Origin of the sequence: Streptomyces noursei ATCC 11455 (genome assembly GCF_001704275.1) — a bacterium.
GTDB lineage: Bacteria > Actinomycetota > Actinomycetes > Streptomycetales > Streptomycetaceae > Streptomyces > Streptomyces noursei.
On record NZ_CP011533.1, the window covers coordinates 8772693 to 8789016 of the forward strand.

General features: G+C 71.6%; 17 protein-coding genes. 7 read left to right on the forward strand and 10 right to left on the reverse strand.

Annotated elements, in window-relative coordinates:
* Positions 1–28 precede the first annotated feature (28 nt).
* Positions 29–970, reverse strand: coding sequence for a LysR family transcriptional regulator (locus tag SNOUR_RS37505; RefSeq protein ID WP_067356116.1), 942 nt, complete (start codon positions 968–970; stop codon positions 29–31).
* 84 nt (positions 971–1054) lie between these two features.
* Here SNOUR_RS37505 and SNOUR_RS37510 point away from each other — a divergent pair, with 84 nt between their 5' ends.
* Positions 1055–2047, forward strand: coding sequence for an EamA family transporter (locus SNOUR_RS37510; protein WP_312635117.1), 993 nt, complete (start codon positions 1055–1057; stop codon positions 2045–2047).
* Positions 2048–2102: 55 nt separating this feature from the next.
* On the opposite strand, the gene SNOUR_RS37515 is transcribed toward SNOUR_RS37510, so the two are convergent.
* The 4 genes from SNOUR_RS37515 to SNOUR_RS37530 form a co-directional block, all read right to left on the reverse strand.
* Complete coding sequence (locus SNOUR_RS37515; RefSeq protein ID WP_159426002.1) at positions 2103–2993, reverse strand: hypothetical protein; 891 nt, start codon at positions 2991–2993, stop codon at positions 2103–2105.
* 79 nt (positions 2994–3072) lie between these two features.
* The gene (locus SNOUR_RS37520) at positions 3073–3996 is read right to left on the reverse strand and encodes an RNA polymerase sigma-70 factor (protein ID WP_067356121.1); all 924 of its coding nucleotides are present in this window, start codon (positions 3994–3996) and stop codon (positions 3073–3075) included.
* Positions 3997–4234: 238 nt separating this feature from the next.
* On the reverse strand, positions 4235–4618 hold the full coding sequence (locus SNOUR_RS37525) for a DoxX family protein (RefSeq protein ID WP_067356125.1): 384 nt from the start codon (positions 4616–4618) through the stop codon (positions 4235–4237).
* Positions 4619–4655: 37 nt separating this feature from the next.
* Complete coding sequence (locus SNOUR_RS37530) at positions 4656–5129, reverse strand: carboxymuconolactone decarboxylase family protein (RefSeq protein ID WP_067356128.1); 474 nt, start codon at positions 5127–5129, stop codon at positions 4656–4658.
* Between the two features lie 307 nt (positions 5130–5436).
* Here SNOUR_RS37530 and SNOUR_RS37535 point away from each other — a divergent pair, with 307 nt between their 5' ends.
* Positions 5437–5763 carry a hypothetical protein gene (locus SNOUR_RS37535; RefSeq protein ID WP_159426003.1) on the forward strand — a complete coding sequence of 109 codons (327 nt, stop codon included), beginning with the start codon at positions 5437–5439 and terminating at the stop codon, positions 5761–5763.
* A gap of 295 nt (positions 5764–6058) precedes the next feature.
* On the opposite strand, the gene SNOUR_RS37540 is transcribed toward SNOUR_RS37535, so the two are convergent.
* Positions 6059–6478 carry a TetR/AcrR family transcriptional regulator C-terminal domain-containing protein gene (locus SNOUR_RS37540; protein ID WP_376738565.1) on the reverse strand — a complete coding sequence of 140 codons (420 nt, stop codon included), beginning with the start codon at positions 6476–6478 and terminating at the stop codon, positions 6059–6061.
* A gap of 33 nt (positions 6479–6511) precedes the next feature.
* Here SNOUR_RS37540 and SNOUR_RS37545 point away from each other — a divergent pair, with 33 nt between their 5' ends.
* Both SNOUR_RS37545 and SNOUR_RS37550 read left to right on the forward strand, forming a co-directional pair.
* Positions 6512–8248 (forward strand): right-handed parallel beta-helix repeat-containing protein, encoded by a 1737-nt coding sequence (locus SNOUR_RS37545; RefSeq protein ID WP_167739033.1) that lies wholly within the window; start codon positions 6512–6514, stop codon positions 8246–8248.
* Positions 8249–8340: 92 nt separating this feature from the next.
* On the forward strand, positions 8341–9102 hold the full coding sequence (locus SNOUR_RS37550; protein ID WP_067356136.1) for an SDR family oxidoreductase: 762 nt from the start codon (positions 8341–8343) through the stop codon (positions 9100–9102).
* Between the two features lie 105 nt (positions 9103–9207).
* Here the strand turns inward: SNOUR_RS37550 and SNOUR_RS37555 are convergent, their stop codons facing one another.
* Entirely contained in the window at positions 9208–9480 is a 273-nt protein-coding gene (locus SNOUR_RS37555; RefSeq protein WP_067356139.1) for a hypothetical protein, read from the reverse strand.
* A 171-nt stretch (positions 9481–9651) separates the two neighbouring features.
* Here SNOUR_RS37555 and SNOUR_RS37560 point away from each other — a divergent pair, with 171 nt between their 5' ends.
* Both SNOUR_RS37560 and SNOUR_RS37565 read left to right on the forward strand, forming a co-directional pair.
* Positions 9652–10215 (forward strand): hypothetical protein, encoded by a 564-nt coding sequence (locus SNOUR_RS37560; protein ID WP_159426004.1) that lies wholly within the window; start codon positions 9652–9654, stop codon positions 10213–10215.
* Entirely contained in the window at positions 10212–12485 is a 2274-nt protein-coding gene (locus tag SNOUR_RS37565; RefSeq protein WP_067356146.1) for a M56 family metallopeptidase, read from the forward strand. The genes SNOUR_RS37560 and SNOUR_RS37565 overlap by 4 nt, the downstream gene beginning before the upstream one ends.
* A gap of 50 nt (positions 12486–12535) precedes the next feature.
* Here the strand turns inward: SNOUR_RS37565 and SNOUR_RS37570 are convergent, their stop codons facing one another.
* The 3 genes from SNOUR_RS37570 to SNOUR_RS37580 are packed head-to-tail and all read right to left on the reverse strand — an operon-like array spanning position 12536 to position 15385.
* Positions 12536–13762 carry a cytochrome P450 gene (locus SNOUR_RS37570; protein WP_067356148.1) on the reverse strand — a complete coding sequence of 409 codons (1227 nt, stop codon included), beginning with the start codon at positions 13760–13762 and terminating at the stop codon, positions 12536–12538.
* A gap of 13 nt (positions 13763–13775) precedes the next feature.
* The gene (locus SNOUR_RS37575; protein ID WP_067356151.1) at positions 13776–15134 is read right to left on the reverse strand and encodes an NAD(P)/FAD-dependent oxidoreductase; all 1359 of its coding nucleotides are present in this window, start codon (positions 15132–15134) and stop codon (positions 13776–13778) included.
* The gene (locus SNOUR_RS37580; RefSeq protein WP_067356152.1) at positions 15131–15385 is read right to left on the reverse strand and encodes a ferredoxin; all 255 of its coding nucleotides are present in this window, start codon (positions 15383–15385) and stop codon (positions 15131–15133) included. The genes SNOUR_RS37575 and SNOUR_RS37580 overlap by 4 nt, the downstream gene beginning before the upstream one ends.
* A 172-nt stretch (positions 15386–15557) precedes the next feature.
* On the opposite strand from SNOUR_RS37580, the gene SNOUR_RS37585 reads away from it, so the two are divergent.
* Entirely contained in the window at positions 15558–16220 is a 663-nt protein-coding gene (locus SNOUR_RS37585; protein WP_067356155.1) for a TetR/AcrR family transcriptional regulator, read from the forward strand.
* Positions 16221–16324 lie beyond the last annotated feature (104 nt).

Genomic DNA, 16324 nt, shown 5'->3' on the forward strand with positions numbered 1-16324 from the left:
TGTCCGACCCTGACCCATCGGACAGACCCTAGGGCCGGTCCGCCGGCTTGACCCGTCCGCCCGGTGGGGCGCCGGTATCCGGTCGGGTCGAGCGTTCGGTGAGGAGATCGGTGATCAAAGCGAGCGGGGGCCAGTTCAGGCGGCCGTGGCGGGCCACGGCATAGGCGCGCAGGACGACGTCGGGCGCGGTCAGCGGGATCAGCCGGACGTCGGGGACGGTGCCGAGGGCCGTCGGCAGCAGACCCACGCCGAGGCCCGCGGTGATCATGCCTTGCACCAGATCGAGGTTGTCGGCGCGGTGGGTGATCCGTGGGGTGAAGCCCGCCGTGGAGGCGAGCGTGCGGATGACGGTTTCGTCCGCCGTGTTGCGGGAGTTGACGATCCAGTCATGGGTGGCGAAACGGGCGAAGACCTCGACTGTCGTCCCGCCGTCGGCAGCGTCCCGGGCGGGGACGCCCAGGCCCCAGGGGGCGGTCCACAGCGCGGTGGCGCGCACCGCGGGTTCGAAGCTGGCCGGCGCGAGGTTGTAGTCGTAGGTGAGCGCCAGGTCCGTCTCGTCGGCCGCCAGCAGTTCCAGGGCCTCGGCGGGCTCGTGCTCGCGGATCAGGAGGTGCACCCCCGGATGGCTGGTGGCCAGTTCGGTGACCAGGGGGAGCAGGTGGGCGCGGATGGCGGTGGCGAACCCGGCGGTGCGCAGGGTGCCGTTGGGTTCCGCGTCGGGGGCGAGATCGAGGTGGGCGGCCTCGACGGCGCCGAGGATGGTCACGGCGTGCTCGGCCAGGCGGCGGCCGGCAGGGGTGAGACGCACCCGTCGGCCGTGCGGTTCGATCAGAGCGGCGCCCATCTCGCGGGCGAGGACGGCGATCTGCTGGGAGACGGTGGAGGTGGTGGTGCCCGTCGCCTCGGCGACCGCGCGCATCGACCCCAGCCGGGAGAGTTCGACCAGGAGTTGCAGACGGCGGGTTTCCATTCCCTCATTGTTCGGAATTCCCGAACGGAATGTCCATGATCGGCACGTGGACACGAACGATGCCCAAGGCATCTACTGACCCCCATGAGTGCGTTCGAGCCCAAGCAACCACGGGGCCGCTCCCTGTCCACCCTCCGCACGGCCACCGGTGGCCGACTGCGCCTCGGCGGCGCCGAGACCGGCTTCCTCATGGCGGTCGCGTCGATGTTCTCGGTCCAGTTGGGGCTGGCGCTGGCCGTGCCGCTGTTCGGGCAGCTCGGCGCGCTGGGCACGGCGGGGCTGCGGCTGGCCTGGGGCGGGCTGCTCATGCTGGTCCTCATACGGCCCCGTCTGCGCGCCTTCACCCGGCAGGACCTGCTCGCCTGCACCGTGCTGGGCGCGGCGACCGCCGGCATGATGCTGTTCTTCATGCTCGCCGTCGCGCATCTGCCGCTGGGTACCGCGAGCGCACTGGAGTTCCTCGGCCCGCTGGCCGTGTCCCTCTACGGCCCGGGTGGCGGACGGAAGCTGTGGACGGCCCTGGCCGCGCTCGGCGTGCTGCTGCTGACCGAGCCCTGGCACGGTGGGCTGGACGCGGTGGGCCTGGCCTGCGCGCTGGCCGCCGCGGGCTGCTGGGCCGTCTACATCCTGCTGACCCAGCGCGTCGGCGACCGGGTCACCGGCCTCGGCGGTCTGGCCGTCTCGATGCCGGTGGCCGGTCTGCTGGGCACCCTGATCGCCGCGCCCACGCTGTGGAGCCATGTGACCTGGCAGGCGCTCGGGATCATGCTGGTGCTGGCCGGGGTGAGCCCGGTGCTGCCGTTCGCCCTCGAATTCCTCGCCCTGCGCCGGCTGACCACGGCCGCCTTCGGCACGCTGATGAGCCTGGAACCCGCGATCGCGCTGCTGATCGGCCTGCTGGTGCTCGGCCAGACACCGGGCCTGACGTCCGCGGCCGGCGTGCTCTTCGTCGTGATCGCCGGGGCCGGTGCCATCCGCACCGGCGCCCGCGATTCCGCGACCAACGGCGCCCGAGAGCCCGCAACCGCCGAGGCCCGCACCCCCGAACCGCGGCCCAGCGCCACGGAATCGGCCTGACGGGTTCCGGCGCGCCCGGTCCGCCAGGCATCGGGCGCGCGGCGTCCCCCAGGGCTCAAGCGGAGGCGGTGTCCAACGGCTTGGTGACCTCGCGGCGGATCTTGCCGGCGGTGTCGGCGAACTCCTGGAGGTCCACCGACCGGGGATCCTTCGACAGGTCGGCGGTGTCGGTCTGGGCGACGTTCACACTGGTACTGGCATCCGCCCAGACGCAGAACGCCATCGTGATCTTCTGCCCCGCCTCCTGACGCACGTCCACCCCGCAGGTCAGCGGGCCGCCGCCGGCACTGGGCGTGAACTCCTTCTCCGGCACCGCGACATCGGTCTGCGCGTCGTCCTTCATTCCGCGGATCGCGTGCTCGACGGTCGTCCGCGGGTTGTCGATCGTCCCGTAGAGCCCCACCATCACCAGTGACTTGGTGCCGCTGCCGTACTGCCCGCCCACGGCGGTGATGCCGTGCTCGTTCGTCCCGTCATGCGGCACGGAAGTGCCGGCCTGTTGGGAGATGTCCTTGGAGAGGGTGTAGGAGCCGTCGGCCAGTGTCCGCGGCACCGTGACCCGGTACTTGGGCCCGGCCGTGCCACCCGTGCCGCCCCCGCCACCGCCGCCCCCACTGAGGGCCACCGCCGACGCGATGCCCCCGATCACGACCACGCCCGCGATCGCCCCGACGATGCCCCACGTCTTCCCGGCGTTGCTCTTGGGCGGAACCGGCGGGGGCATGCCGGGACCCTGGTAGCCGTACGGGGCCTGCGGCGGCGCTCCGTACGGCGCCTGCGGGGCCCCATAGGGACCGGGCTGGACGTAGGTGCCCGCGCCTGGCACCGGGGGCCCCGGTATGTGGGGCGGCGGCCCGGCCGGCGGCCCGGCGTACGGGGCGCCACCAGGCACGCCGTATCCAGGCGCGCCGCCGAATTCCTGGGGCGAGGGCTGAGGTGTAGTCACCCGCGTACCTTACCCAGCGTCACCGTCCGCCTGATCAGCACCGGAGCCCGTTGCCGGGACCCCGGCGGACAGTCCCCGGTCAGCTCCGCTGCCGGCGGGCCTGCTTCACCTCGCGGTCGATCGCCCAGGCATCCGCGACCGGCCCGATGTGGCCGAGCTTGTCGGGATTGAGCACCGCGCGGATGGTCTGGATCCGCCCGTCGAGCACGTCGAGGGCCAGGGCGTGGAGCACCCTTCCGTCCCGGTCGCGGAGGACGGCGCCGGGCTGACCGTTGACCTCGTGCGGCTCGCAGGTCACGTCGATCCGGCTCATCAAAGGGAAGACCGTGCCCAGCACCCGGGCCACGTTCTCCGCGCCCATGATGGCCTTGGCCAGCTGCGGGGCCTTGCCGCCGCCGTCCCCGGCCAGTTGCACGTCGGCGGCCAGCAGGCTCTGCAGCTCGCCCACATCGCCGTTCTTCAGCGCGTCGAAGAACCGCGTCGCCAGTTCCTGCTGCTCCAGCCGGTCCGCCGCGAACCGCGGCCGCCCGGCCGCCATATGACGCCGTGCCCGCACCAGCAGCTGCCGGCACGCCGCCTCCGAACGCCCCACCGCCGCGGCGACCTCGTCGAAACCGAAGGCGAACACCTCCCGCAGCACGAACACCGCCCGCTCCAGCGGGCTGAGCCGCTCCAGCAGCAACAGCGCCGCCATCGACACCGAGTCGGCCAGCTCCACCGCCCGTGCCGGATCCTGATACGGATCGCTCAGCAGCGGCTCGGGAAACCACGGCCCGACGTACTCCTCCCGCCGCACCCGCGCGGAACGCAGCACATCGATCGAGATCCGGGTCACCGCGGTCGCCAGGAAAGCCCTGGTCGACGTGGGGCGGGTCGACGAGCCGTCGAAGCGCAGCCAGGTCTCCTGCACCGCGTCCTCGGCCTCGGCCACGCTGCCCAGAATCCGGTAGGCGATCGAGAACAGCAGCGGCCGCAGCTCCTCGAACTCCTCGACCTTGCTCACGCCGAAACCCCCTTCAGTACGCCCCGCGCCCGGCCGCGCCCGTCGGCTCAGGCACCGTCCGGTGATCATCGGGATCGCCGGCAGGTCAGAGTAGCGCCCCCGGGGCCGGGGGCCCGGAGCCCGACCGCCGGGCTCCGAGCCGTTGCCGTTGCCGCTGCTGCTGCCGAGAGTGCGCCGACGAACTCCGGGCCCTCGGCCGAACGGGGCCGGACGATCGGGAACCGGGCCGTGCCGCCGGTCATCCGGCGAAGGACCCGGGGCCGAGGCGGCCCCATGCCACGAATGCCGCGAGCACGAGATAGACCAGGTTCACCACCACATACAGGGATTCGCCGCGTCGTCCGTGGGTGATCATCGCGCCGACCATCAACACGACCCAGCACACGGCGGTCACCGGTACCAGAACCGGCGCGATGCCGACCACGGCGGGCAGGATCAGGCCGATCGCGGCCAGCAGCTCAAGGATGCCGAGGGCCTTGATGGAGCCGGCGCCGATGCCCGCGGTCCATCCCCCGCCCCGGACCGCAGCCAGTTTCTCCCTGGGGACGAACGTCTTGGTGATGCCGCCGGTCAGGGCCACCACGGCCAGCAGCCAGGCAACGATCCACAGTGCGAGGTTCATGAGGTCACACCCCTGTCGTCCGTCGTCTCCCCGCCCCTCAGTGGAACTGCCCGACCTGGTAGTCGCCGGCCGGCTGCTGATTGATGATGTTCAGCCGGTTCGCCGCGTTCATGAAGGACACCAGGGTCACCAGGGTGGCGAGCTGCTCCTCGTCGTAGTGCTTGGCGGCCAGCTCCCACACCTCGTCGCTGACCCCCTTACCGGCATCCGCGACCCGGGTTCCTTCCTCCGCCAGTGCCAGCGCGGCCCGCTCGGCGTCGCTGAAGACCGTGGCCTCCCGCCACGCCACCACCAGGTTCAGCCGCACAGACGACTCACCGGCGGCCGCGGCCTCCTTGGTGTGCATGTCGATGCAGGCGGCGCAGCCGTTGATCTGGCTGACGCGCAGTGCCACCAGCTCCTGTGTCGAGGCCGGCAGCGGCGAGTCCTTCAGCGTCTTGCCCGCCGCCATGAAGTGCTTGAGGGCCTTGCCGGCGGTCGGGTCGGCGAAGTAGTTCAGTCGGGCGTCCATGATGTCTTCCTCCGTGGTCGTCAGTGGCTACACCCCCCAGACGGGGTGGCCCGTCCCCCTGTGACACGGACGAATGTGACCTGCGTCTCCCGGATTCCGTGACGTGTGCTTCCCACGGCCGCCCCGCCGCATATTCGGGGCTTGTCGAATTGAGTCGACGTCGGTCCGAGAGCGATGAAAGGGAAACTGATCGGGCGTCAAAATCAACTGATTCATCGATGCTGTTGCTATTCGGGCGCTTCATACTCATCACTCGATTGGCTGCCTCCGGGGCGTATCGGGCCGCTGGCGCGTGCATGGTGGTTCCATGAACACAGCACGCATGAATCGCCAGAAGAAATCCGTTTCGCGAATTTTCGCGATCAGTGCCGCCCTGGGTGTCGCTCTCATGGCGGCGGCGCCCACGGCTGCGTCCGCCGTGGAGGCGAAGCCCACCCCGCAGATCGCCAAGAGCGCCTCCGTTTTCCCGTCGATGTCAACCGACGACCGCCGGTCCGGAAAGGGCGGTTCCCGAACTGAAAGCGAGGACTCCTGGGGCCTCTTCAAGCAGTCCGGTGGTCATCGCAAGCGCGGCGGCCACGAGGGCGGCGACGAGGGGGACTGCAAGGGGCTGATCGTCCTCCTCTGCGCGTGACGGATATTCCGCTTCCGTGCAGGCACCGGCGAGGCGTGAGAGGAGGGGTAATTCCCGGGCAGTTCCTCTTGCGCCTCGCTCGGTGCCGGAATGCGGCTTGAGGGTGTCCCTTGGTCCGGTGGACCATAAGGGATGCCCTGCTCTATGCCGCACCGGGCGCCGCATCACACTGCGCACCGCATCATTCCGCGTATTCGGCCGAGGTGTATGACGTGGTGTGTGCGGCGTCGAAATTCTCGTAAATGAAGTGCCGGCTGTGCGCGATGGGGAGTTGTCGCCCATCGCGCCTACGCCGTCAGGTCGCCGATCGGCGCTGCCGGTAGGCTCGTTGTTGGCAGGCGCGGGAGCAGTAGTCCCGTGGCCGCCCCCGGCGCGCCCCGTCGAACTCGGTGCCGCAGACCGAGCACCGTCCTGCGGGGGCCTGTCCCGCAGTTACGTCACGCTTTTCGTCACTCAGGCGGCGGACGAGCAGTTCGACCCCGTCGAGAGTGCGGGCCAGTCCGAAGTCGAAGGGGTCCTCCGGCTCGTCGAACCCACCGGCCTGCCACAGGCGGCGGAGCGCGGGGTAGGGGGGCAGGTGCTTGATGAGCTCCTCCCGGCCGCGCCACCACTCGGTCTGGGAGACGCCGGACTCGCGCTCTTCCTGAAGGACCTCGTGGACCTGTAGGGCGGCGGTCTTCACGAAACCGCCGACCAGTTGGACCACCGCGATCACCTGGGAAGCCGGCAGCCCCGTCCCACCGCGGCATTGCGCTCCGACCTCGTGGTCGACCTCCGCGCCGGAACGTACTTCCTGGACGCCCCCTTCACTCTGGACGCTGCCGCGGGCGACTCGGGGGAGGGCGGTCACCGGGTCGTCTACCAAGCCCACGGCTACGGAACTCCCCGGCAGGAGAAGGTCGTTGTCAGTGGCGGCCGGCTGATCACCGGATGGCGGCCCGGCGAGGTGGACGGCAGTTGGCGGGCCGAAGTGGGTTCGTTGGAGACCCGGCAGCTGTATGTGAACGGCCGGCGGGCACCCAGGGCCTCGTTCAGTCCCGGACTCCCCGGCAATGTGACGATAACCGAGACCGGTTACGTCACGGACAGTGCGGCTCCGCAGAGCTGGCAGGACCCGACGAGCATCGAGTTCGTCTTCCCGTGGGTGTACCCGTGGTCGGAGGCCCGCTGCCGCATCGCCGAGATCACCGGCGATGCGCGGTCCACGACCGTCACCCTCGTCCAGCCCGCCTTCGCCTGGGCCCGTGAGCTCTACTCCGCCACCTGGCTCGGCGACCAGCAGGCTCACCCCGAAGGCCCGCGGGACACCCGATGGGACGGCCTGGCCCGGCCGTTCTCGGCGGAGAACAGCGTGAGCTTCCTGACCGAACCGGGCACCTTCGTCCTCGATCGACGCGTCCCCGGCCGCCACGTCCTGCACTATCTGCCGCTGCCCGGGGAGGACCCGGCCGAGGCCGAGGTCATCGCCCCGGTTTTGGAGAGGATCGTCGTCGGTCGGGGGACCGAGGAGGATCCGCTGCACGACGTGACGCTGCGGGGCCTGACCTTCTCCCACGCCGGCTGGACCGAACCGGACGGGCCGCACGGGTTCCTGCACTTCTTCGCCAACACCTACTACGCCGGCGGAGAGCTGCAGAAGGTCGAACTCGCCGAAGGGAACGCACACTTGACGATCCCGGCGGCGCCCCGGTTGCTGCCGGCCAACGTCGAGTTCACCGCCGCGGTCCGGGTCGCACTGTACGACAACCGGTTCACCCGTCTCGGTGCCGGAGCGATCGGCTTCGCCGGCCCGGGGCGAGCCAACGCGGTCGTCGGCAACCGGATCGAGGACGTCTCCGGAAGCGCCGTGACCGTCGCCGCCGGCACCGGTACCGAGATCCGGCAGAACCTGATCCACCGCATCGGCCGCGAGTACCACGGCTCACCCGCCGTCTGGGTGATGGACGCCCGTGAGGTGACGGTGGCTCACAACGAGATCCACGACGTGCCCTACAGCGGGATCGTCGTCACCGGCGGCAGTCGGGCCGCCCGGGTCCAGGTCACCGGGAACCTCATCCACCGCACCATGACCGCGCTGGCCGATGGCGGCGGCATCTACCTCAACGGCAGACAGGGGTCCAGCTACGCCGACGGCACCGTGGTGCGGGGCAACGTCGTCCGCGACACCGTCACGCCCTACAACTTCGGCCTCTACACCGACTACGGTGCCGCCTGGGTGACCGTGCAGGGCAACGTCGTGCACCGCAGCGACACCCCGATCGTGCTGCGGGTGACGCCCCCGTTGGAGAACGTGGCCTTCCTCGACAACTTCTGGGACGACCACCCGGCCGAGGCCGACAGCCCGCCGAGCGGAGTCACCCTCGCGAGGAACACGGTGCTGCCGAAGGACGGCTTCGAGGAAGCCCTGGCCGCCGATCCCGCCGGCGCGGCCATCCTGGCGTCCGCCGGCCGGGGCACTCCGCCCGCCACTCAGCCGCTCACATAGCGAGACGCCGAGCTTGGAATGTGGAAGGCGCGCGCCGCGTTGCAGCCAACGGAACGGTAGGCGTTCCGACTTGAGCACGGAGGCGGCGACCAATGGACCTGATGATCGACGACAAGGTATTCCTGGTCACGGGAGGGACCAAGGGGCTTGGACTGGCAGCCGCGCGAGTCCTCACCGCGGAGGGGGCCCGGGTGGTCGTCTCCTCGCGCAGCCAGGAAGCGGTGGACCGGGCTGTCGCGGAGCTGGGCGGCCCCGACCACGCGACGGGCCTAGTCGCCGACAACGCCGACCCCGAAGCGGCCGACCGAATGACAGCGGCCGCACTGCAACACCACGGACGCCTGGACGGCGTTCTGATCAGCGTGGGCGGGCCACCGACCGGCCCGCTCACCACCATCACCGACACCCAGTGGCGGGAGTCCTTCGAGTCCGTCTTCCTCGGCGCCCTGCGCGTCGCACGCGCAGCTGCCCCGGTCCTGCCCGAGGGGGGCTCCATCGGCTTCGTCCTTTCCCTGTCCGTGAAGTCCCCCTGGCCGAACATGAGCGTGTCCAACGGGCTCCGTCCGGGGCTTGCCATGGCCGCGAAGACCCTGGCCGACGAACTGGGCCCACGAGGCATCAGGGTCAACGGCTTCGTGGTCGGCTCCCTCGCCACCGACCGTCTCACCCAGCTCGAACTGGCCACCGACGACCCCGAGCAGACACGTGCCCGACGAACCGCCGACATCCCGCTCCGCCGGTACGGCACCCCCGAGGAATTCGGCCGCCTGGCCGCCGTGGTGCTGTCACCGGTGGCCTCCTACACCACCGGCAGCATGATCCACATCGATGGGGGCGCCACCCGTTCCCTGTGACAGGCGGCCGGCCCCGCAACCGGACCCGTGCCGCGTCGGCGAACCGCCCGCGCGCGAGGACCAGGGCTCCGCACGTCGCGCCTCGCAGGCGTTCGGCGGCGGCGATCAGGAAGTTGGGCAGGTGGACGTAGCTCTCGATGCCCGGGGTGGTGTCCCGTGCTTCGCGCGCCGTCCGGGGATCGAGGCCGGGCTCGGCGAGTTCGCGCACCCGGCGTCCAGGATGCGCCGTCCGCGCACGTCGCCGAGCATGCGCAGCAGCACCGGATTGATCAGGTGGCGTTTGGCGAAGTCGCCGTCGGGCTCCATCGCCTCCAGCGCCTCGCGGGGAGTGCGGTTCCACTGCTGGATCGCTGCGTCGTTCGTCGGTTGCTTCGTCACCGGGATTCACTTCCCCCGGCTTCGGGCGGACAGTCCGCCCAGCGGTGACGCCTCCGGAGACGACCGGTCGCGATGCCTTTGCGTGCGGTGCGCAAAAAGCTTGACCGCAGGGCGAGTTGGGGATCGATACTCGGACGGCGGGACAGTGGAGCGGGAGACGGGGGGCTGTCGATGGGTGCGTACGGGGACGACGGGACACAACGGGCCCGGGACTTGGCACGTGAGGCCGTACGGCGGTTGGCACCGGAGGAGTTGGCGCTCTTCGAGGAGACGGCCGAGGCGTACTTCGACGATCCGAGACGGGGGGACCGGAAGGCTCGCCAGGAGCCGCTGGGGATCGGCATCGACGCCGTGGTCATCGGGACGCTGACCCAGTTCGCGCTGCCGGTCGCGTCGGCCGTAGCCGGGAACATCGCCACCGATGTCCTGCGCCGGGATCGCCGACGGGGCTGGTGGCGACTGGGGCGGCGCGGCGGTGGCGGCGACGGCGGTGATGGTGACGGCGGTGGCGGCGGCGCGGCCAATCCGTTCGCCGCGCCCGGCGCCGTACCCGCCGTGGAGCAGAACGGCGGGGCGCCCTCCCGGGCAGAGGAGTCGGTGCGGCTGCGGCGGATCGCCTACGACCGGGCCATCGCCCTGGGACTGCCGCCCGCGCAGGCGGAGCTGCTGGCGGACGCCATCGTCGGCGGGATGCAGGCGCCGCCGGCTCCCGGCGAGGAGGAGACCACCTCATGAGCGCCGCGTCGGCCCCCGAGGTCGGCGCCGCCGTGGGCATGCCGCATCCGTTCCGGTTGCCGTCGGGGACGTCGCTGCGGTTCGCGTTGCTGATCCTGAGCACCTCCACGGCCATGGCGGCGCAGTTGGCCGGGATCGTCGGCGTCGCGGCGTACTTCGGGCTCGGCGGCGATATCGGCAGCATCACCGGGGGCCTCAGGTGTGCCGCCGGACACTTCCGCGACACGGCGACCGACCCCGGGAAGTTCGCCCGCACCTGCCCGCAGCCGGACTTCGGTAACGAGACCGTCCTGGAACTGGCGGCCCTGGCCACGCTGTGGCTGGCCATCGGCGTTGTCTACTGGCTGCTGCCGGCCTACCGGATCCGCCGGCGCCGCCTGCGGCCGTTGCCGGTCGACGGACTCGCCGACATCCGGCGCACACTCGACGAGTTGGTCGCGGTGGCCGAGCCGCGCTGCCGGGTGTGCTTCGTCGTCGACTGGCGAGCCCAGGAGCCCAGTGGGCTCGCCTTCGGCCGGGTCGGGCGGCGCCAGGTGATGCTCAGTGCCGGACTGCTGCAGCTGCACCGGCGGGATCCAGAGGCGTTTCGCGCGATCGTCCTGCACGAACTGGCGCACCTACGCAACCGGGACGTGGACATCGCCTTCGTCACGCTGATCTGCTACCGGCTGTTCATCGTGGCCGTCGCGATTCCGGTCGCTGTCACCGCGCCCTTCGCGCTGCTGGTCGGCTGGCTGTTGTTCCCTTCGAGCGTGCTCTTCCAACTACTGCAGATCCTCGCCCAGTGCGCGCTGGCGGTCACCGTCGCCGTCACCAGCACCGCGGTGTTGCGCAGCCGCGAGTTGTACGCGGACGCCCGGGTCGCCGTGTGGACCCGCGGCGCCCCCTCGCTGCGTCGCGTACTGGCCGCTCAGCACGGTCGCCGGCCGGCCGGGCACCGTCTGCCGCCCTTCCTGCGCCCGCATCCCCCGGCGGCAAAGCGGCTGGCGGCCCTGGGCGACACCCGGCTGCTGTTCGGCTTCGGCCCCTGGGAGGCGTTCGGGCTGGCCCTGACCTGCTCACTCGTCTACGAGCGGATAGCGCAGTGGACGGAGGAGGCCGCCCGCCTCACGCACAGAGGCAGTCCGCTGGCCGCCGTCCTCCCCTCCGTCGTACTCGGCGGTGGCGTGGCGATGGGCATCTGGCACGCGGTGCTGGCCGCACGGCTGGACCGCGGGCGGTGGGAGGGGGCCCATCGCACGGGGCTCGCCATGGCGGCCGGGCTCGTCGTGGGGACCTTCGGGGATCGGTTGCAGAGCACGGCGCTGGTCCTCGGCGACGCCGACCCGTTGCCGGTCCAGCTGTCGTGGTGGCTGATCCTCGGGGCCGTCGGCTACGGATTCGTCCGGTGGAACGCGGCGACGGCCCGGGTATGGGCACCCGTGGTCCTCGCCGGCCGGCGTCCGTTGCTGCTGGTCGTCGGCGGATGCGCGGTCGGCGTCGCGCTGTTGAGCGTCGGTCTGGGGCACGCCTACGCCGCCGGCATCCCGGGTTTCCAGCTGCTGTCGCTGCCGCGCCCGCTGAACCTCCTTCCGACGCCGCTGGACTACCTGGGGTACGTCTACTCCACGGCCTTCGTGCTCACCCCGCCGCAGTGGGTGATCGCTCTGATCGTGGTCGCGGTCGGCTTCCCGCTCGCCGCGCGGCTCGGCGCCCGACTCTCCGCGCGGCGCCGTGCCGGGGCGCCCGCCGCGGGTCCCGAACGGTTCCTGCTCCAGGCCGTGTCGCCCGAGGACACGGTGGCGCTCCTGGCTCCGCCGCGGCTGCGTTCTTCGGCGGCGCTGGGGCACGGGGTGGTCTTCGGTGCCGCGGCCGGGCTCGGGTTGTGGCTGTGGCACCTGTTCTGTGCCCTGGTCGTCCCCTGGCCGATCGCGTGGGTCGGCAAGGTCTTCCCCGTGTACCAGCTGGCGTTGGCGGCGTTGCTGCAACTCGCCGTCGGCTTCGTCGTCGCCTGGCGCCACGCCCGCGGCGAACTGCGCGCGCTGCACGGAATTCTCGGCACCCTCGGCGCGGGGCTGGTGCTGCCGCTGGCCGCCATCACCGCACGCGACCACTTCGCCTGCGTACGGTGGGGCACCGGTCACGCGGCCTGCCGTGTGGCGCCCGACGTGGCGTTCGCGGTGTCGGCGACACCGCTCGTCATGACCTGGACCGCGGGCCTGGCCGTGCTGCTCATCCCGGTGTGGGCCGCGTTGCGCGATCGTGGGCGGCGCCGAGTGGCGCCGATGTGAGGGGCGGCGGCTCGCCCACCGTGCCGCCGCCCCTCGGCAACAGCGGTGGCTCAGGCGGCGGGTGCGCTGTCCGGTGTGAGGCGTTCGAAGGCGACCACGAGGCGCTCCGGGCCGCGCAGGACGGCGTTCTCCCGATACGGCGGCGGGTCGGTGACCAGGCGCGGCGACCGGAGCCTGCGGGCGATGGCGGCGAGTGCTATCTGTGCTTCGGCGCGGGCGAGGGTGGCGCCGATGCAGTAGTGGATGCCGCCGCCGAAGCCGAGGTGGGCGTTGTCGCGACGGTCGGGGACGAACAGGTCGGGGTCGGCGAAGCGGTTGGCGTCGCGGTTGCCCGCGGCGAGCATCAGGCGGATACGGGAGCCCTTGGGGATGGTGGTGCCGGCGATGTCGATGTCGGCCAGGGCGCTGCGGCCGGACATCTGCACGGGCGGGTCGTGGCGCAGCACCTCCTCGACCAGCGGGGTGGCCAGGTCGGGGTCGGTGCGCAGCCGGGCGAGGACGCCGGGGTTGCGCAGCAGGGCGAGGGTGCCGTTGGCGATCAGGTTGACGGTGGTTTCGTGACCGGCGATCAGCAGCAGGCCGAGCGTGACGCGTAGCTGTATCGGGTTCATCACCTGGTCGGGGTCCTGATGGAACATCAGGCCGGACAGCAGGTCGTCGCCGGGGCTGGTGCGGCGCTGGGTGATGAGCCCTTCGAGGTAGTCGACCAACTCACCGCGGGCCTCGTCGAGTTCGCGCAGCTCCTGTTCGGTCTGGGTGTCGACGGGGTCCAGGCCCCGGGTGAGCCGGCGGGCGAGGCTGCCGAAGAGGGGCTCGTCCTCGCGGGGCACGCCGAGCAGCTCGCAGATCACCGTGACCGGCAGCGGGTAGGCGAGATCGGCGACGACGTCGAGTTGGCCGGGCTCGGTGCCGGTGTGGGCGTCGAGGAGCCGGGCGACCAGTTCGCCGAGGTGGTCGCGCATGCCCATGATCCGTGGGATGAACTCCTGGGTGACCACGCGGCGCAGTTGGTCGTGGAGGGGAGGGTCCTGGAGGAGCAGGCTCCGGGCGGCCTTGGGGGCCTTGTTCTGCGGGGCGAGCCGGTCGGCGCTGCTGCGCGGGTCGTGCAGCAGTTGCCGGATCTCCTGGTAGCCGCTGATCAGCCAGGAGCCGTCGTCCATGCGCGCGACCGGGTGGCGGAGCATCTGGGCGTAGTGGGGGTAGGGGTCGGCGCGGTTCTCGTACCGCAGGGCCTGGGCGAACAGGTCGGTGGCCGAGGGGGTGGTGGCTGTCGTCATGGGAGCTCTCCGTTCACCGGTGTGCGGTCGGGGCCGGCGCGCTGACGGCGTGGTCCGGGGGGCTGCCGGCAGCGCGGCCGGGGAATGCGGCGTCGACGGGGTCGAGGTGGTCCGGGCCGTCGGAGGCGCCCAGCAGCGGCGGGAACGGCGCACCGGATTCGACGAGGGCCGCGTAGCCTTCCAGCACGCGGGGGGAGTCGACCGCCACGGCGCCGACGAGCCTGCCCTGCAGGCCGTAGGCGGCGACGAACTGCCGTCGGTCGAGGGAGCCTTGGGTCACGACGACCTGGTCGGCGAGGGCCGGCACGCCGATGGACTTGAGGTAGCGGCCGAACTGCTGGGACCAGAAGGCGGGCAGCGGTCGGTGGACGAGTTGCTCGCCCGGGCCGTGGGTGATGTTGTGCGCTGCGGTGCGTGCCTGGGCGACGGCGTTGTCCCAGTGGTCCAGGCGCAGCAGCTGCCCGGGGTAGCGGGGGTGCGGCCAGCGGGCGACGTCACCGGCGACGAAGACGTCCTCGACCGGCCTGCCGTCGGCGGTCATGGCCCGGCAGCCGGCGTCGCTCACCGCGCCCCGGTGGTCGGCGGCGAGCCCCGAGCCGGCCAGCCACTCGGTGTTGGCCAGGGCGCCGGTTGCGACGACGGCCACCTCGGCGTCCACCGTCGTGCCGTCGGACAGCACGGCCCGGCGCAACCGGCCGGACGGATGGCCTTCCAGGGTGCGGACCGTGGTGTGCGGCCGCAGGTCCACCCCGGCCTCGCGGTACCAGTCGGCGGTGGCCCGGCCGATCACCCCGCCCAACGCACTGGCCAACGGCGTCGCGCTGCGCTGTGTCACCGTCACCGCAAGCCCCAATTCGCGGCAACTGGAGGCGACTTCGCCACCGGTGAAGCCCGCGCCGATGACCAGCACCCGGGAGGGGCTGGCCAGCAGCGCGCCACGCAACCGCTCGGCGTCCTCGCGGGTGCGCAGCACATGCACGCCGTCGAGACGGCCGCCGGCCTGCACGGGCCAGGGGCGTGCCCGGGTGCCGGTGGCGATCAGCAGCCGGTCGTACGCCACGCTCCGCCCGTCGGCCAGTTCCACCCGGCGGCCGGGCACATCCAGCCCGGTGGCGCGGGTGCCCAGCAGCCAGCGGGCGTCGATGTTGCGGACCTGGGGCAGCACGATGTGGTCGCAGCTCAGCCGGCCGGACAGTACCGCCTTCGACAGCGGCGGCCGGTCGTACGGCTCGTGCGGCTCCTCGCCGATCAGGGTGAGCTCCCCGGTGAACCCCTCGTCGCGGAGGGCTTCGGCCGCGCGCAACCCGGCCAGTGAGGCGCCGACCACCACGATCCGGCCCGTACGCAGCCCTGCTGCGGCCGGGGCGGTCATCGGTCGTCTCCGCTCGCGGTGGGCGCGGGCTCGGTGGCGCCGCCGAGCGTGATCGCCTGGACCGGGCAGGCGGCGGCGGCCCGTGCCACCTCGCGGCGGACGCCGGCATCGGGCGCGTAGTCGTACTCCAGAGATTCCTCGCCGTGGAACCGGAAGACGGTCGGGGCGGCGTAGACGCACTGCCCGTAGCTCTGGCAGCGGTTCAGGTCCACCACCAGTCGTAGCGGCGGTGACGGGGGCTGCGTGATCATCTCTCTTCCCTTTCCTCGCTGGTCAGGGGCCGAATAAGGCGGGGATCGCGGCATGCGCCGATCGGGCCCGGGCCGGTGATAGCGAGCGACATTCAGATAGTCACTACTATTCGGACTGTACACGCTATCCGAGTGTTGACATAGCGATCCCTATCCGAATAGCTTTGTGGATGTGAATGCTGAGAGTGAGGAACCGGTCCGTCGGCGGTTGAGCCGCGCGGAGGCCAAGGCCCGCACCCGGGCGCTGCTGCTGGACGCGGCCGCGCGGGTCTTCGCCCGCAAGGGCTTCACCGGCGCCTCCGTGGAGGAGATCGCCGAGGCGGCGGGATTCTCCATCGGCGCGCTGTACTCGAACTTCGGGAGCAAGGAGGCGCTGTTCCTCGAACTGCTCTCGCACCGCCAGACCGACCGCATCGCCGAGGCCGCCCAGACGCTGGACCGGTACGAGCCAGGCACCGGGGAGGCCGCCGCCGAACTCGGACGCCTCCTGGTCGACGTCGCCGACAAGGACATCGACTTCGCCCCGCTACAGGCCGAGTTCTGGCTCTACGCGGTGCGCAACCCGCACGTCCTGGACTCCATGGCGGCCAACCTGAGCGGACCTCGCCGGGCGCTGGAGGGCGTGATCAGCACGTCCCTGGCCCAGCAGGGCGCCCCCGCCGAGGTCTCCGCGGAGGTCGTGGCCACCGTGGTGGCGGCACTGTTCGGCGGCCTGGTGCGCCAGCGGCGCATCGACCCCGCCAGCGTGCCCGAGGAACTCTTCGGCCAGGCCCTGAAATGGCTGTTCGCCGGGATCAACGCCGGCACGGCACCCGCCGCCACCGACGGCGACTGAGCAGGACCCCGCCAGTACCCCGCCAGTACCTCAACGAGCGGAGCAGCAGTGCGCGTGCCGGTGCTCCGCGGCGTCCGGTGAACGCTCACCCGCTTCCTTCGAAG

Bases quoted from the DNA above. Each gene is read 5' to 3' on its own strand.
- SNOUR_RS37570 (WP_067356148.1), bottom strand. From the start codon at position 13,762: ATGACGACAGCCACCACCCCCTCGGCCACCGACCTGTTCGCCCAGGCC.
- SNOUR_RS37580 (WP_067356152.1), bottom strand. From the start codon at position 15,385: ATGATCACGCAGCCCCCGTCACCGCCGCTACGACTGGTGGTGGACCTG.
- SNOUR_RS37530 (WP_067356128.1), bottom strand. From the start codon at position 5,129: ATGGACGCCCGACTGAACTACTTCGCCGACCCGACCGCCGGCAAGGCC.
- SNOUR_RS37575 (WP_067356151.1), bottom strand. From the start codon at position 15,134: ATGACCGCCCCGGCCGCAGCAGGGCTGCGTACGGGCCGGATCGTGGTG.
- SNOUR_RS37535 (WP_159426003.1), top strand. From the start codon at position 5,437: ATGAACACAGCACGCATGAATCGCCAGAAGAAATCCGTTTCGCGAATT.
- SNOUR_RS37525 (WP_067356125.1), bottom strand. From the start codon at position 4,618: ATGAACCTCGCACTGTGGATCGTTGCCTGGCTGCTGGCCGTGGTGGCC.
- SNOUR_RS37505 (WP_067356116.1), bottom strand. From the start codon at position 970: ATGGAAACCCGCCGTCTGCAACTCCTGGTCGAACTCTCCCGGCTGGGG.
- SNOUR_RS37565 (WP_067356146.1), top strand. From the start codon at position 10,212: ATGAGCGCCGCGTCGGCCCCCGAGGTCGGCGCCGCCGTGGGCATGCCG.
- SNOUR_RS37510 (WP_312635117.1), top strand. From the start codon at position 1,055: ATGAGTGCGTTCGAGCCCAAGCAACCACGGGGCCGCTCCCTGTCCACC.
- SNOUR_RS37560 (WP_159426004.1), top strand. From the start codon at position 9,652: ATGGGTGCGTACGGGGACGACGGGACACAACGGGCCCGGGACTTGGCA.
- SNOUR_RS37550 (WP_067356136.1), top strand. From the start codon at position 8,341: ATGGACCTGATGATCGACGACAAGGTATTCCTGGTCACGGGAGGGACC.